This is a genomic window from Methanolobus bombayensis, assembly GCF_017873415.1.
Lineage (GTDB): Archaea > Halobacteriota > Methanosarcinia > Methanosarcinales > Methanosarcinaceae > Methanolobus > Methanolobus bombayensis.
Map to the genome: position 1 here is coordinate 122,304 of NZ_JAGGKD010000007.1, position 16,105 is coordinate 138,408.

16 protein-coding genes and 2 pseudogenes are annotated in these 16,105 nt (G+C 40.4%); 14 read left to right on the forward strand and 4 right to left on the reverse strand.

What is annotated here, in order from left to right:
- Positions 1–10 precede the first annotated feature (10 nt).
- The 9 genes from rnfC to J2746_RS10195 all read left to right on the forward strand — a co-directional run bounded on the left by rnfC (position 11) and on the right by J2746_RS10195 (position 6,877).
- The gene (rnfC, locus tag J2746_RS10155; RefSeq protein ID WP_209620100.1) at positions 11–1,360 is read left to right on the forward strand and encodes an Rnf electron transport complex subunit RnfC; all 1,350 of its coding nucleotides are present in this window, start codon (positions 11–13) and stop codon (positions 1,358–1,360) included.
- Between the two features lies 1 nt (position 1,361).
- The gene (gene rnfD, locus J2746_RS10160; RefSeq protein WP_209620103.1) at positions 1,362–2,378 is read left to right on the forward strand and encodes an Rnf electron transport complex subunit RnfD; all 1,017 of its coding nucleotides are present in this window, start codon (positions 1,362–1,364) and stop codon (positions 2,376–2,378) included.
- Positions 2,371–2,943 carry an Rnf electron transport complex subunit RnfG gene (gene rnfG, locus J2746_RS10165; RefSeq protein ID WP_209620106.1) on the forward strand — a complete coding sequence of 191 codons (573 nt, stop codon included), beginning with the start codon at positions 2,371–2,373 and terminating at the stop codon, positions 2,941–2,943. The genes rnfD and rnfG overlap by 8 nt, the downstream gene beginning before the upstream one ends.
- A 4-nt stretch (positions 2,944–2,947) precedes the next feature.
- Complete coding sequence (gene rnfE / locus J2746_RS10170; RefSeq protein WP_209620109.1) at positions 2,948–3,562, forward strand: Rnf electron transport complex subunit RnfE; 615 nt, start codon at positions 2,948–2,950, stop codon at positions 3,560–3,562.
- Between the two features lies 1 nt (position 3,563).
- A complete protein-coding gene (rnfA, locus tag J2746_RS10175) occupies positions 3,564–4,151 on the forward strand; it encodes an Rnf electron transport complex subunit RnfA (RefSeq protein ID WP_209620112.1) in 588 nt (195 codons plus the stop codon).
- Positions 4,148–4,948: an Rnf electron transport complex subunit RnfB gene (gene rnfB, locus J2746_RS10180; protein ID WP_209620115.1), complete on the forward strand. Its 801-nt coding sequence runs from the start codon at positions 4,148–4,150 to the stop codon at positions 4,946–4,948. The genes rnfA and rnfB overlap by 4 nt, the downstream gene beginning before the upstream one ends.
- Before the next feature lie 5 nt (positions 4,949–4,953).
- Positions 4,954–5,286, forward strand: coding sequence for a DUF4870 domain-containing protein (locus J2746_RS10185; protein ID WP_209620118.1), 333 nt, complete (start codon positions 4,954–4,956; stop codon positions 5,284–5,286).
- A gap of 89 nt (positions 5,287–5,375) precedes the next feature.
- Positions 5,376–6,374 carry a replication factor C small subunit gene (locus J2746_RS10190; protein ID WP_209620120.1) on the forward strand — a complete coding sequence of 333 codons (999 nt, stop codon included), beginning with the start codon at positions 5,376–5,378 and terminating at the stop codon, positions 6,372–6,374.
- The gene (locus J2746_RS10195; protein WP_209620123.1) at positions 6,371–6,877 is read left to right on the forward strand and encodes a COG2426 family protein; all 507 of its coding nucleotides are present in this window, start codon (positions 6,371–6,373) and stop codon (positions 6,875–6,877) included. The genes J2746_RS10190 and J2746_RS10195 overlap by 4 nt, the downstream gene beginning before the upstream one ends.
- Positions 6,878–6,929: 52 nt before the next feature.
- Here the strand turns inward: J2746_RS10195 and J2746_RS10200 are convergent, their stop codons facing one another.
- Positions 6,930–7,142, reverse strand: coding sequence for a histone family protein (locus J2746_RS10200; protein ID WP_209620126.1), 213 nt, complete (start codon positions 7,140–7,142; stop codon positions 6,930–6,932).
- A 161-nt stretch (positions 7,143–7,303) separates the two neighbouring features.
- On the reverse strand, positions 7,304–7,738 hold the full coding sequence (locus J2746_RS10205) for a flavodoxin domain-containing protein (RefSeq protein ID WP_209620129.1): 435 nt from the start codon (positions 7,736–7,738) through the stop codon (positions 7,304–7,306).
- A 185-nt stretch (positions 7,739–7,923) separates the two neighbouring features.
- Between J2746_RS10205 and J2746_RS10210 the strand changes: the two genes are divergently transcribed.
- The 3 genes from J2746_RS10210 to J2746_RS10220 all read left to right on the forward strand — a co-directional run bounded on the left by J2746_RS10210 (position 7,924) and on the right by J2746_RS10220 (position 10,822).
- Positions 7,924–9,231, forward strand: coding sequence for a Single-stranded DNA binding protein (locus J2746_RS10210; protein WP_209620133.1), 1,308 nt, complete (start codon positions 7,924–7,926; stop codon positions 9,229–9,231).
- Positions 9,231–10,103, forward strand: a complete 873-nt coding sequence (locus J2746_RS10215; protein WP_209620136.1) for an RPA family protein — start codon at positions 9,231–9,233, stop codon at positions 10,101–10,103. Before J2746_RS10210 ends, J2746_RS10215 begins: the two co-directional genes overlap by 1 nt.
- Before the next feature lie 131 nt (positions 10,104–10,234).
- Positions 10,235–10,822: a hypothetical protein gene (locus J2746_RS10220; RefSeq protein WP_209620139.1), complete on the forward strand. Its 588-nt coding sequence runs from the start codon at positions 10,235–10,237 to the stop codon at positions 10,820–10,822.
- Between the two features lie 205 nt (positions 10,823–11,027).
- On the opposite strand, the gene J2746_RS10225 is transcribed toward J2746_RS10220, so the two are convergent.
- On the reverse strand, positions 11,028–11,951 hold the full coding sequence (locus J2746_RS10225) for a beta/alpha barrel domain-containing protein (protein ID WP_209620141.1): 924 nt from the start codon (positions 11,949–11,951) through the stop codon (positions 11,028–11,030).
- A 378-nt stretch (positions 11,952–12,329) separates the two neighbouring features.
- Between J2746_RS10225 and J2746_RS10230 the strand changes: the two genes are divergently transcribed.
- On the forward strand, positions 12,330–14,165 hold the full coding sequence (locus J2746_RS10230; protein ID WP_209620144.1) for a cation:proton antiporter domain-containing protein: 1,836 nt from the start codon (positions 12,330–12,332) through the stop codon (positions 14,163–14,165).
- A 35-nt stretch (positions 14,166–14,200) separates the two neighbouring features.
- Positions 14,201–15,406: pseudogene (locus tag J2746_RS14730) on the forward strand (APC family permease); the annotation flags it as partial.
- A gap of 606 nt (positions 15,407–16,012) precedes the next feature.
- Here the strand turns inward: J2746_RS14730 and J2746_RS14735 are convergent.
- Positions 16,013–16,105 (reverse strand): annotated as a pseudogene (locus J2746_RS14735) (IS5/IS1182 family transposase); the annotation flags it as partial.

Here is a 16,105-nt window from a genome sequence, read left to right on the forward strand (position 1 = left end):
AGTTGATCATGTGGAAATCAAAAAATTAGATACATTACCGGAAAAGATTATTATTCCACTCAGGCAGCACCGAGGTGCTGTCTGTGAACCTCTTGTGAAGAAAGGTGACAGAGTTCTTGTCGGACAGAAAATTGGTGAGAGTGACGAATATTACTCATCTTCGGTTCATTCTAGTGTCTGTGGTGAGGTCCTTGCCATAGAGGAGGCAGCTCATCCGGATGGTAACAAGGTTATGAGCGTTGTCATCCAGCCAGAAGAAAGCAATGAATCAGTTGAATTCCCAAAATGCGGAGATATAACTTCTGATCAGCTTGCTGATTTTATAAAGGAATCCGGAATAGTAGAACATTACGGAATGCCAACACACACTGTTCTGAGACCCAAGGGTAAGAAGATAGATACTGTACTTATCAATGCAACTTCATCTGAATGGATTGGTGGGACATTCAAGACTCCTGCGGATTATGCGTCCCAGATGATTGATGCATTGAAAATGCTCATAAAGGCAGCTGGTGCTAAAAACGGTGCAATAGTCTTAAGAACTGATGACCAAGCATCAATTGATGCTTTTGAAAGCATAGAAATCGACGGTAAAAACCTGCAGGTGGCACCACTTGTAGGCAGCCGTAAAATGGGTTATTACCTTAATGAGCAGGATTCAAACATTGTTGTTCTTTCCCAGGAACGCATTTTTGGTAAAAAGATCCTCAATTTCTTTACTTATAATGTAACAGGAAGAAAGGTCAAGATAGGCTGTGATCCCACAAGTGTGGGTGTTGCAGTCTGTGGTATCAAATCTGCAAAAGCACTTTATGATGCAGTCAATGAAGGCAGACCATTCTACGACACAGTAGTATCGATAGAAGGGGTCTCTGACAAAATGGAATACATTCTTGTGAAGATTGGTACTCCGTTTAAAGATGTTATCGATTCATATGGTTACACAGGTGAGATAGGTAAGATAATTGCCAATGGTGTAAGGACAGGTGTGGCCCAGTATACCGATCAGGTTCCTGTGACAAAAGGAACAACCAGGATATCTATACAAAAACCTGAAGAGGTAATCAGGGACGAATCAATAGAATGCATCCATTGTGCACGTTGTGTGGATGTCTGCCCGGTAGCACTTATCCCAAGTCGTCTTGCTGTTATGGCAGATCAGGGCCGCTTTGATGAATGCAGACAGATAAATATTGATAATTGTATTGAATGTGGCGACTGTGCAGCAGTCTGTCCTTCAAAGATACACATTCTGCAGCTTATAAGGTATGCAAAGGATGCCATTGAGATGGCGTACGAGAACTTACCTGAAAAGGAATCATCCAATCTGAAACTTGGCTGTGGATGCGGAGGTGAGTAAAATGACCTATACTATTTCAGCTCCTCCACATAAGAAAACAAAATTAGATTTCAAGACATTAAATATCAGTAAAATAATTGCTTTGATTCCACTTTGTCTTGCAGCAATATACTTCTTTGGTATTCCTGCACTTGGTATCATCATTGCATCAGTGCTTGCTGCCGTGGCAACAGAATTTGGAATACAGACAATATACAAACAGAAAGTAACTATTGCAGACGGTCATGCAGCAACTTTGGGATTGATGCTTGCATTGCTGATACCTCCTGAAGCTCCTTTATGGATAGCTGTTGTCGGTGGTTTCTTTGCCATCGCCATTGGAAAACACGTTTTTGGTGGCATTGGTTCTTATATCTTCAATCCTGTGCTTGTTTCATGGGTTTTTATCAGGAACGCATGGCCATCATACATGACACCTGTGTCTATTCCTCATATCGGTCAGTTCTCAGATCTTCTGTTTGAGAATGGCGCAGGTCTAATGGTTGGGGTATCTCCTATATTGCTTATCGGTGGCGTGTATCTCATATACAAGAGGTATGTTGACTGGAAAGTTCCTCTTGCATTCTTGGTTACACTTGTGGCAATACCTCAGACATTAATGTTCCTTTCCGGTGTAGCTACTCTAATTCATGAAGGTGTGCTGAATCCGTTGATGTATATGTCACAGCTTTTTATTTTCCTTGAAATTAGTCCGGAATTACCTTATGCAATGATAGGTGCCGTTTTCTTTGGTATTCTTTTCATTGCAACTGATGAACCTACGTCACCTGTAACCAAGAATGGCCGTATAATCTACGGTATTGTGTGTGGTGTGCTTGTTTTCGTCTATGGTTACTTTGGCAACTATGTTGATGGTGTACTGTACGGTATCTTCCTTGCAAACTGTGTCGGCTCTTACATTGAGCTCAATACAATGCCTTCATCATTCGGAACGATGTCTCTTCCTGAAAAGATCTACAGGAATATCATGGATAAAATTCCCTCATCCCTGAAATTCGAGGTGATAAACAATGAGTGAATCTAACAAGGATACGGTTGTAGTTATAGGTAAACTTGTGCTCATTTCGGTTATGGCAGCTCTTTTGTTAGGTCTTACTTATGTTCCTACAAGTGAACAGCTCAAGGTTAACGAAGCTAATGCCAAAAAAGAGATATTAGGTGACCTTATTCCTGAGGCAAGTGGTAATTTTGAAGAAGTTCATGGAGATGAAGTTAATGAGGATGGCGATCCGGTTGTACTCTATTATCGTGCGCTGGACTCCTCGGGTAACATTATAGGTTATGCATTCTTCCAGGAACAGTCAGGTTCTCAGGGACCTATTGTTGTAGCAGGAGGCGTTGATTCAACTTTTTCAACATTTCGTGGGATGGATGTACTGAGTCATGAAGAAACTCCTGGATTGGGTGCAAAAATAGTGGAAGAAAATTTCCAGAGTCAGTTCGTAGGCATTCCTGTATCCGAACTGAGTCTTTCCAGTTCAGGTGGCTCGATAGATGCTATTACAGGCGCAACAATATCTTCAACGGCTGTGGTAAATGCCCTGAATACCAAAATAAATGAAATTGAAGAGGCAGAAGAGTGATATTATGGACCCGTTAAGTGAATATATTCGTGGTATTACAAGAGACAACCCGATTTTCGGACTTGTTCTGGGCCTCTGTCCTACACTGGCAGTAACCACATCAGTCGAAAATGCCATCGGTATGTCCGCAGGTACGGCATTCGTACTTGTTTGTTCAAACGTTTTCGTTTCAGCCTTAAGGAAACAGATCCCATCGGCTGTAAGACTTCCAATATTCATTATCATTATAGCTACATTTGTGTCAATAGTAAAAATGATAATGCAGGCTTATTTCCCGCCCATGTATGCGGCTTTAGGTGTTTTCATACCACTGATCGTGGTAAACTGTATCATCATTGGCCGTGCAGAGGCATATGCTAACAAGAACAATGTATTTTATTCTTTCATAGACGGTCTTGGTATATCCACAGGCTTCCTGCTGGTATTGATGCTCATTGGAGGAATCAGGGAAATCCTTGGTACAGGACAGATCGTAACATTTGATTACACTCTGATCTCCCTGCCGATCAATCCTTCAGTTACTACAATGATATTACCACCAGGAGCTTTCCTCACAATAGGAATACTGATGGCCATCGTCAATTATCAGAGAGCAAAGAAGAGAGCAAAGGGTGGTTAAAATGGTAGAAAAAGCATTATTCGCTATCCTGATGGATGGTATTTTCATTAAGAACTTCCTGCTTATCCAGTTCCTTGGACTCTGTTCCTTTGTGGGAGTTACCAAGGACGTTAAAAGTGCCGCAGGAATGTCAGGTGCTGTCGTATTTGTAATGACGATGGCTGCTACAGTATCGTATTTGATCTATACTTACGTTTTGGTTCCCACTAAAATGGAATTCCTCGATCTTATTAGTTTCATTGTGGTGATCGCAGCACTTGTACAGCTTGTAGAATTCGTTGTCAGGAAAAATATCCCTTCACTTTACCGTTCATTGGGTATTTTCCTGCCACTTATCACAACCAACTGTGCTGTACTTGGTGTGGTACTTCTGAACGTAAGTTCTGAGTACAACTTTATTCAGAGTGTTGTATTTGGTATTGCAGCAGGTCTTGGTTACACCATTGTAATGTTAATGATGTCTGGTATCAGGGAGCGCTCAACCTTTGTTAACATCCCGTCTTCTGTCAGGGGCTTACCACAGGCATTCTTAATTGCAACCATGTTGTCAATGGCTTTTGTTAATTACTTCTGGGTGATTCCAATATGAGTGAACTGGTAACATTACTCATACAGGCAGCAGCTATCCTTGGAGGTCTTGGACTGGCTGTTGGTGTTATGCTCATAGTAGCTTCCAAGAAATTTAAGGTAGAGACCAATCCTCTTGTTGATGAAATAGTTGAGATTCTTCCCGGAGCAAATTGTGGTGCCTGTGGTTACGCAGGTTGTGCTGACTTTGCCGAGCGTGTTGTCAACGAAGGTGCACCTATAACCGGTTGTCCGGTTGGTGGTTTTGATGTTGCCAAGGAGATTGGTGGCATACTTGGCCAGGAAGTATCTGAAGGAGATGAACAGTATCCATTTGTCAGGTGTAACGGCGGACTTAATTGTGTTGACCGTTTTGAATATGTTGGTTTTGAGGACTGTAAAGCAGTAATGCTTCTATCAGATGGTGAGAAGGTTTGTAATTACGGATGTATGGGCAGGGGAACCTGTGTACGTGCATGTCCTTTTGATGCTCTTTCTATTGGTGAGGATCGCCTTCCTCATGTGAACAAGAATCTCTGTACAAGCTGTGGTCTCTGTATTGCATCATGTCCGAATGACATACTTGTGTTTGCAAAGGAATCTGAAAAGGTACATGTACTCTGTATGTCGCATGATAAAGGAAAGGCGGTAAAGGAATCCTGTACTGTTGGGTGTATCGGTTGTAAGATCTGCGAGAAGAACTGTCCGGAGGAAGCAATCAAGGTAACCAAGTTCCTTGCAGAGATCGATCAGGAGAACTGTACCGCATGTGGAATATGCGTGGAGAAATGTCCACAGAATACAATTACTATCAGGTGATCAAAATGACATATAAGACAAAGTTAGGCCTGGATGAGAACATCGTAGCAGCACTCAGCTATGTGGGTTTCTGGATAACAGGAATAATCCTCTTACTCATTGAGCCGGACAACAAGTTTGTCAGGTTCCATGCAATGCAGTCACTATTGATTTCCCTTCCACTTTCTCTCATTATTTTTGTAGTAGGATGGATTCCATATGTTGGCTGGATCATAGCTGATTTCCTTGGATTCGGTGCATTGTTCTTCATACTGGTGCTTGTTATTATGGCATACAGAGGAGCATTGCTTAAGATTCCGGTTGTAGGTAATTATGCCTACAGGATTACCTACCAGTAAATTAATTTGCAGGAAGTCTCTTTCGAGGCATAAAAATCCTGCTTCTCTTTTTCATCTACGAAAACTTAAAAAACTACATCTTCCTATTAATGCAGGTATGCATACTTCTATGCGGAGGGTTTGAAATTAAAGAAGAGATATGGATTGAAAAGTATAGGCCCTTTAAGCTTGATGATGTGGTCGGCCAGAAAGAGACTGTAGAAAGGCTGAAATCTTACATTAAAACAAGAAATCTTCCACATCTCCTGTTCTCAGGTCCACCGGGTGTTGGAAAAACAGCAACATCCGTGTCAATAGCTCGTGAACTTTTTGGTGAATCATGGCGTGAGAACTTCACTGAACTCAATGCTTCCGATGAAAGGGGAATTGATGTTGTCAGGACAAAGATAAAGAATTTTGCAAAAACAACTCCTATCGGTGGTGCAGACTTCAAAATTATTTTCCTTGATGAAGCAGATGCACTGACATCCGATGCCCAGTCAGCTCTCAGGCGTACCATGGAGCGCTATACCAATAACTGTCGCTTTATTCTTTCATGTAACTACTCATCCAAGATTATCGAACCTATCCAGTCAAGATGTGCTGTTTACAGGTTTAGAGCTCTTTCTGATGAGGCAGTGGCAGAACGTGTACGCTTTGTGGCACAGAACGAGAACCTTGATATCGCAGACGATGGTGTGGATGCCATCAAGTACATTGCTCAGGGTGACATGAGAAAAGCGATAAATGCCCTCCAGGCAGCAGCCCTGATTGCAGATACCATTCACAAAGATGCAATCTACAAGATTACAGCAACAGCCCGTCCTGAGCAGGTAAAGGAACTTATTATGGCTGCTCTGGAAGGAAGTTTCAGTGCTGCCAGAAAACATCTGGATAGTCTTTTACTGGAACAGGGTCTGTCAGGTGAGGATGTTGTGGGTCAGATATACAGAGCTATGTTTGATGTTGATATCCCTGAGAAGAAGATGGTTGAACTGATCGATGTTATAGGTGAGATAGATTTCAGGCTGACTGAAGGTGCCAATGAGAGAATACAGCTTGAATGCCTGCTGGCACATTTTGCCATATCAGGAAAGGAATGTAATTGAGTCTTGAAGCAACAGTACTGGAATTACTTTCTTCTTTTCCTCACTGGCTTGCAACTATGATTATAGGTGCCATGCCAATATTTGAGTTGAGGGGTGCTATTCCCATTGCACTGGGAATTTATGAGATGACTCCAATGTCTGCTTTTTTGTTTGCTGTAATTGGCAACATGATACCTGTTGTTCCGTTACTTCTATTCCTTGATCCCGTTTCAACTTATCTTCGTCGCTATGCGATATTTGATAAATTTTTCTCATGGCTTTTTGGAAGAACGCACCGAAACCATTCAAATCGATTTGAAAAATACGGCACTCTCGCACTAACTCTTTTTGTTGCAGTTCCATTACCTGTTACAGGTGCATGGACCGGATGCGCAGCAGCATTTGTTTTTGGTATCAAGTTCCGTCATGCTTTTCCTGCCATACTTGCAGGAGTACTCATAGCAGGGATTATCGTAAGTAGTGTTACATTAGGCGGGATAAGTCTGGTGGACCTCATCACCTGATGTATTATATTCTGATGGAATTAGAAAATTGAAAGTAGAAAAGTTTCCGGGCTTATTTGCCCAGCATTTCTTTTGCAAGAGTTATGTCTTCAGCCTTTACTGTTTTTCTGCCGGCATGCTCAGCAAGTTTTATTGCTTCTCTGGATATCTCAAGTCCGTATTCTTCAAGTATAGCGGTAAGTGCCATACCTGCTGATTCGCTGACTCTTTGTGCTCCGGCGTTTCTTATTACTCTTTCAATTGGTGCAAATGGAATGATTGTCATAAATATCCTCTTATACGTCTTATATTATAAATCTGGTTTTATTTCCTCTAATAATTAGCAAAAGAACCTATATATAGTTTTTTAGAGGAAAATCTATATTCAATCAAGCTAATTTGTCTTTTCGGGCAATTTTAAGTAATTTTTATTTATTGTTTGGAATTTCATCTCTTTTTCATTTTAATACCCAGATCTTTTCCAAGTCTGACACATTCAGCCAGGTCTTTTTCGCTTGGAATGTACTGTATTCTTAATACTGGATCAATGACCTCAACACCTGCTTTCCTTAGTTTTTCAGCTATCTGAACCGGTGCCTCTCCACTCCATCCATAAGACCCGAATGCAGCACCCAGTTTACCTTCAATACCGATATCTATCAGCTCATCAAGGAATTTAGCTATCGGTTCAAGCATGGTGTAGTAGAATGTAGAGGAACCTATACAGATAGCATCATATTTTGCCACTTCTGCAGGTTCCCATTCATAGAAGTTATTAACATCAGTATCTATGTGCTTTTCACGTGCACCCTTTGCAATGGCTTCAGCCATCATTTTTGTACTTCCCTGGGTACTAAGGTATACTATAGCTAGTCTTGGCATCGATAAACCCCCAATTTGTGGCATTTTTCAGCTTATTATATTAAAACATAGCTTACTATTACACTTTTCAATATGTGGTCTGCATATTCATAAACATTTCCTGATTATATGTCCTTGTTGAATTAGGTTATCTTTATTGCCGATAAGAAAATACAATAATGGAGACTTCAGTTAGGAGAATCCCCATGGATGACAAAATTGCGCCCCATATAGATGAACTAACCATGGCGCTTGGAAATATTGACAGGGAAGAGATCATCAAAGAGCTTGAAAAACTTCTGAAATATCGAGTTCCTCTTGATGAAGCGAAAAGGATGATAAAAAGTAAATATGATCCTGATTCGTCAAATATGATAAAAGTTAAGGATCTTTCCCCGGGATTGAATAGTATTGAGATAAGAGGTCGCATTATCGACATTGTCGAAAAGACCGTTTCTATCCAGGGAGAACAGAAAACAATCTTTTCAGGAACTCTGGGTGATGAGACGGGTATTTGTTCTTTTACCTGCTGGGATGATATGTCTTTGAAACCGGGAGATGCAATAAGGATTAAAAACGCATATACTCGTCTGTGGAACAACAGGCCGGAACTTTATTTTGGAAAGAGATCCACGATAAGTTCTCTTCAGGAAGCTGACCTTCCGGGAGCTGAAGAGATGTCCCATTCACATCTCAAGAAACTGGGCGATATTGTTCCAGCTGATGTTCTTGCAAGCTCTGTTGTCTTGATTACGGAAATGTACCATCGCGATATTATGCTTAAAGGTAAGGAGGTAACCGTTGTTGAAGGTGTCCTGGCAGATGAAACAGGCAAGTTGCCTTTTACTTCATGGGTGGCTCTTGGAGACACTGATATCGGTGATTACATTCGTTTTGAAGGTGCCTCTGTCAGAATATTCAGAGGGCTGCCATCTATCAATTTTACAGATGCGACTACAATTGAAAATGTATCAGATGAAGCAGACTTTTCATTTACAATGGAATCGGTTTCCAATTCAGTTTCTCCTGTTCCCATCGAAAATTTACTTGAGAAAGAAGGAATGTTCGATGTGACTGTCAGCGGAAACATTATTTCTGTCAGGTCGGGTTCTGGGCTTATAGAACGTTGCCCTAAATGTAACCGTGTTACACAGAAATCTTCCTGTCGTTCTCATGGGGATGTGGAATGTCTGACTGATATGCGCATAAAAGCCATTCTTGATGATGGTACTGGGGCAGTTCATCTAATGTTAAACCGGGAACTTTCCGAAGCTGTATATGGTAAAAGCATGCATGATGCGGAGAAAATGGTGAAGAATTCACTTTCATCTGAAGTTGTGTTCGAAGACATGAAACAGGTACTCAATGGCAAGTATCTTGCAGCCAGAGGTAATTCATCAAAGAATGAATTTGGTGTATCTCTTGTAGCCAGATCGGTGTGGGTTCCAGAAAATGATGTTGATTCCTGTATCAATGAGCTTCTTGAAAAAATGGATGCCGGATGTGATGAATAATGGTTGAAAGGGAAGTTGCATACAGGATGTTTGCCAGAGAATTCAATGATTCTCGTTTTCATTTATATTCTTCATCATCTCCGTCGGGTGACGATATCTATTCGCCCAATTTTCTTATAAGTCCTACAGGGCTAAAAGTAAACAGGGTATTTATTGTAGGTGTGGTCACGGAAGTCGATCTCCTGTCCGAGCAAAAAGGCAGTGAAAAAGAGTTATGGAGGGCGCGTATTTCAGACCCCACCGGAGCATTTACAGTCTATGCAGGAAGTTACCAGCCGGAAGCTTCTGTTTTTCTGTCCACTGTGCAGGTACCTTCATATGTGATGGTGCTGGGAAAAGTCCGGTCCTACGAGCCAGGAGATGGCTCGGTCTTTGTATCTTTGCGCCCGGAAGAGATCAACTATGTTGATGAATCTATTAGGGACAGGTGGGTCGTGGATACTGCTGCAATGACCTTGAACCGCCTTTCTGAATTTGATAAGTTCTTTTCACAGGATTCAGGAGAAGGAAAATTGATGGACAGAATATTATCCAGCGGTGTTTCAGAGTCAATTGCAGGTGAGATGTGTCTTTCACTTGATTACTATCATAAGGATGTGGAGTATTATAATTCAGTGAAAGATGATATCAGAAAAGCAATCTGCTCAATAAAAAAGCCCGAAAAAGGAAATACTGAAATTGATTATGAAGCAGAGGTCCAGTTAATTGCCGAGGAGCTCGATGAAGGTGATGGGTTTGAATATATCGCTTTTATTGATAAAGCGGTTTCAAGAAATATTCCTGAAAAACTTGCTGATTCCACGTTAAAAGTCCTTCTTTCAAAAGGTCATCTTTATGAGCCAAGAGCTGGTACCTTTAAAGTAATACACTAGCTTTCGTACTAGATGTTTGCTACGGAAATTTAACAGGTTTAATGCGATATGCTTAAATATGCCGAAATATTACTCCAGAAGAGATATTGATACATTTACTTCGCTTACTCATAAATTATGAAGGGGTACTTATGGAACACGATGATATCATAGATAACGTTAAAAACAGTATAATACAAATGAAGGGTGTAGGAAATACTCTCCTGCTTAACGAAGAGGACAGGGAGATCATCAGGGAACTTGAGAAGAAGGCTGATGAAATGACCCTTATGGGACTTGGAAGAGGTGACAATAAAGGTGTAAAAGCTGTTCTTAAGAATGATGTGATATTTGCTTTCACCACTAACATGGATTTCTGCTGGCCAGAAGGTCCTAATGTTATTCTTATGCATGATGGATGTGTTGTGGGTCAGGATGTTGACGATGAGGCAAAGCTCGAAGAAGTAAAATCATGCAAGGACAAACTGGTTATTGGTAACATCGTTATATATGACACAAGTGTCCTCAAAAAGATGGATGTCAAGAACAATCCGCTTATTGTTGTATTGCCTCCAAAACCATGTGCTGACGTAGAGGCAGTTGATATGGTTTGCAATGTAGTTCTTGCTTCCCCGTCCCCTCCAAGCGATGAGTACCTGAAAGAAAAAATGGGACTTGAAAATCTCCATGGCACAGGAACATTCCTGCTTGGATTTGACTTTGAATGCTCTTGTGAGTAAGTTCTCACAGCCTGCGATTGCAGGCTTAATATCTATTTTTGATCTTGCGGTTTAGTGTTGGCAGTTCGATGTGGGCTGTAGTACCAACCTCTGGCTTGCTTTCGATCCAGATATTTCTTTTATATACTTCTACAGTTGTTCTGGACCAAGGTCCAGGTTAAAATGGGAAAGATTGCATGGTTAAAACCATGCAGAGTAAAATAAGTTATTCACCGTTGTAAATTTTGAGTGCATCCTCAACAGAGGCATCTTCTACTGTAATTGCGTAGATCGCATCACACATTCTTACAGCTTCGTTAAGGGATTTCTGGTGAATGTTCCTTCCTGTAGCGTTGCCGAATGCACCGCTGACATGGATCTGAGCATAGAGCTTTTCAAGGAAGGCTTTCGGGTCATCACTGGAACCGCCTGCACAAACAACCTTTGTTCTTCCAGCAGCCAGAACTGCTTCCTTGAATGCTTCCTCTGTTGGCATTCCTTCAGCTTTAGGATAGTTCACCTTCACAAAGTCTGCGTTAAGGCATGCTCCAACACCGGTTGCACCAGCAATAAGGTGTGGGTCTTTTTCGTTTTCCACCGCTTGTCCTCTTGGGTATATCCAGAGAACGGTTATCAGTCCATACTGATGTGCTTCATAGATAAGTTGTGCAGCCTGGTTGAGCATTTCAGCTTCATATTGACTTCCAAGATATATTGTGTATCCAATACCCAGAATATTAAGGCCGCTGTTGTCACGGAACTGGGCAATCTGCTGCATATCGTACCAATGGCCGCTGTAAGGGTCGTCCTGGTTTGTTTTCACCAGATTTGTTTTAGAGTTGACCTTAACAAGATATGGTACTTCCTGATAGTCTATCCCGTATCTTGCAATAAGTCCTAGTTGTGTTGCAAAAACGCCTATCTTTGAGTTTGCAGCTATTTTGAAAAGGTGCTCCGGATCGTTGTCGTCTGCAGGGATATCTTCTCCGAAAAAGTCGTCATTGAGGTGCTCAACTTTCTGATCCCCTGCAAAGAGCATCATTTTGCCACTGTTTGATGTAATCTTCATATAATTCTTAATGTATGTCTCACGTGCATCCTGTGGTACATCTAATGGAACTTTGATATCTTCTTCTTTTATTGAGGCCATTTAAATCACTCAGCTATCTTATTTGTCTTTATATTTTAGTACCCTTAATCATGTTTTTCTATTTTAATTATTGTGTGACTGGAAGTAATAAATAAATCCTAAACAATTGTAAATTTAGTAAATAGATTGATGTATTTAGTATAATTATTTTCTCACACTAATCTGGTTTATACTATATTCTGCATTATTCATCTTTTAATTATTGCTCATCAATGGGATGTTCCGAAATTTGAATTTGTCTTTAAATCATGTTTTTGATTAAAGTTTTGGATTAGTGTTTTATATTTACAGTTCTATCAGATATTGTTACATAATAAATTATTAAACACATCATCAAGCACCATCTATTATCATTTTGCAGAATTTCGGAGCATAACAGTGGATTCAATATATTTTCTGGAAGTTGTTGTTTCTGTGCTTTTTATGAGCATGGTGGCCCAGACTCTCAGCAAACGTTTTAAAGTTCCTGTCATCATCTTTCTTTTAATCGAAGGGATTCTTGTCGGACCTGAAATGCTAAACTTTATAAATCCAGCTACTTTTGGCGATGGGTTAACAGCTATCGTTTCCCTTTCGGTTGCTGTAATAGTTTTTGATGGAGGTTTACACATTGATATCAAAAGTATTAGGCCGATACAGAAAACTGCATTAAAACTCACAACAGTTGGTGTTCTTATCACTTTTTTGGGCGGGACTTTAGTTACATATGTCGTTCTTGGTGTTAGTTTTAAACTTGCAGCGCTTTTCGGTGCTCTGGTTGCTGCAACAGGGCCAACAGTAATAACGCCTCTTGTCAGGAATATACATGTGAATCACAAGGTTGGAAAGATACTTGAGATAGAAGGCGTTTTCAACGATGCTGCCAGTGTAATTCTTGCTGCATTCATGTTTGAGTGGATCGTTTCTCAGCTTTATGGATTCGATGCGGTTATATTTATCCTTCAGAGGCTGGTAATAGGTATTATAATTGGTATGGTAAGCGGATACATTCTGAAAAGTTTCCTTTCAAGTGGTTCATTGGTAACTGATCAGACTGCCAGATTCTTTACTTTGACACTTGTAATGTCCTCATATGTAGTATCTGAATTATTAGGTAATGAATCAGGTATTCTCGCTGCGGCTGTTTTTGGAATCGTCACAGGAACTTCTAACATCCCTCATAAACAGGCTCTGAAAGAATTCAAATCCGACCTTGTAATGATGATGCTATCTATTATATTCATCCTGCTAGCTGCAATGCTGGATTTTGAAGATATTTTAGGTCTAGGCTTTAAGGGAATTATAGTTGTTTTGATGCTAGTATTTTTTGTAAGGCCAATGGCAGTTTTTGGTTCAACTATGAATTCACATCTTAAGTCAAAAGAAAAATTATTCATTTCATTTATAGGTCCAAGAGGTGTTGTTCCAGCATCCATTGCAACATATTTTGCTGTCAAACTGGACTCAATGGGCATCTTTGGAGGACAAACCCTTGTTGGCCTTGTATTTCTGACTGTTATCATAACCGTTATAATGACCGGTACTTTAGCAAGAAGAGTGGCTAACTTTTTAGGAGTTATACCTATGGAAATCCTGATTATTGGAGGAGGAGAGGTCGGTAAAATTCTGGCCGAGAGATTCGAGAAGCGAGGAGAGAATGTTGTTGTAGTTGACAATTCTGAAGAAAAATGCCAGCGTCTGTTAAAACAGGGAATACGTGCTATACATGGTGATGCTGAAGATATTAATGTTCTCAAGGATGCAGGAATTGAAAAAGCTAAATACATCGTTGCAACTACGGATCAGGATAATACGAATCTTTTAGTATCCCAGATAGCTAAAAGTAAATTCAATTTGAAAGAGGAACAGATCGTTGCAAGGGTTAATAATGTTGAAAACCTGCATGCATTCTGGGATTTGTCCATCAGATCCATGAGCCCTCAGATGACCACTGCACTTGTGCTTGATAATATGGTAGGAAAACCTTCAATGTTCTCCATGTGTGAGGTAGGTGAGGAAGGAGAGATCCTTGAGGCAAGAGTCACGAATCCGAAGGTTGCAGGCAAGGCCATAAAGGATTTATCCCTTCCGGAGAACAGCCTTCTACTGATGGTCAGAAGGGGTGAACAGTCCTTCATTGCAAATGGTAATCTCGTCCTTGAATACGATGATCTTGTGACGGTAATTGGTGAAGATGATGCAGCAAGGGAAGTCGTGGATCTTCTTTACAGATAATTAATCATAGTAAATTTATATAACAAGAGGGTAATATGGCCATAGTCAGAACCAAGGAAAGCCTGGGGCGCAGTCTGGGTTTCTTTCAGACCTTTGCTATTGGAACAGGAACAATGATTGGTGCCGGTATTTTTATTCTTCCGGGAATAGCAATCTCTTCCGCAGGCTCAGCAGCTGTCCTGTCTTTTTTGATAGGTGGTATCATATCTATGGCAACAGCTATCAGTATGGCTGAACTGGCTACGGGAATGCCAAAAGCAGGTGGTAGTTATTATTTCATAAGCAGGGCAATGGGTGCAGCATTTGGTGCTGTTATCGGACTTGGGGCATGGTTAGCACTTGTGTTCAAAGGTTCCTTTGCACTTATAGGTCTGGCTGATTATTTTTTCGTCCTGATGCCTGTTCCTGTTCTCATAACTGCCAGTGCAGTCGGTTTATTCCTGATTTTTATAAATTATCGTGGAGCACGAAATAGTGGTTCACTGCAGAACATCATTGTTGTTTTCCTTCTTTTCATTCTTGCGCTGTTTATCCTGAAAGGTATATTGATGTTCGATTCCAGTAAATTTTATCCATTCATGCCTTTTGGTTATAGTTCTGTATTTGCAACTACTGGCCTTATCTTTATATCCTATCTTGGAATTACCCAGCTTGCAGCTGTATCCGAAGAAGTGAAGGATCCTTCAAAGAATCTCCCACGTGCTCTTATTGCATCTGTGGGTGTTGTCACTCTGATTTATGTTGGAGTTATGGTGGTTGTGAGTGGTAACCTGACACATGACCAATCATTAAACACTTTGACTCCTCTTGTAGATGTTTCGACAATGATGGCAGGAGATGCCGGCAAAATTCTGATAGTTATTGGTGGTCTGCTTGCAACATTATCAACGGCTAATGCTGCAATAATGTCTTCTTCCAGATTTCCATTTGCCATGGGTAGGGATGATCTGATTCCCAACTGGTTTGTAAGTATACATAAAAAACATGATACTCCCCACAATGCTATTTTGATCACTGGTGTTGTGATGATTATATTGTTGCTGCTTTTTAACGTTGAGCAATTAGCAAAACTTGGTAGCACATTCAATATCTTTATTTTTGTATTGATTAATTTGTCAGTTCTGATACTCCGAAAAAGATCTCTTGAGGAATATGAACCAAAGTTCAGAGATCCATTTTATCCTTATACTCAGATCATAGGTATTGTTTTCAGCCTTTTGCTGTTACCTGCCATGGGACTACTACCAATGGTATTTGCAGTAGTTGTTATTGTCCTGGGTCTACTTTGGTACAATTATTATGGAAAAGGTAAAGCTTTACCTAGGTATGATCTTTTTGATGTACTTGAAGACAACATTAGTCCAGCTCCTTTGAAGGACAGTTCTAAGATTAAAATATTGGTCCCGGTTGCAAATCCAAACCATGAAAAAGATCTGTTGTATCTTGCAGACAATCTGGGTGATGAGATCATAGGTCTTAATGTGATCAAAGTTCCTCAGCAGATCGGTCTGGCAGAAGCAAGGGATGCATTTCATGCAAATAAGATTGCTGCAGATAGCGCCTTGCGGGAAAAATTTGAAGAGTTCCCTGCAATTGTGGGTCATGAAAGGAAATATATTTTGTCCTTTGACCACAATATCCCAAATTCTATAGTTGAACAGGCTGAACTGGAAAATGTTGACTTCATAATCATAGGTTGGCATGAAGTGGATTGTCTTCATTCTTTATTTGAAAATATTACAAGTCAGATATTGTCATCTGCTAATAAGAACATTGTTGCATTAAATGGCTATCTTCCAGCTAAGATACAGCGCATCGTTGTGGCTTATAATGGAAAGGATAATTGGCTTTGTAGAAATCCTTATTTTGACAAAAAGTATAACCTTGACATACCTGTCAAGGTTATGCACTAACATCTTGAATTTGACTTCTTTTAATTG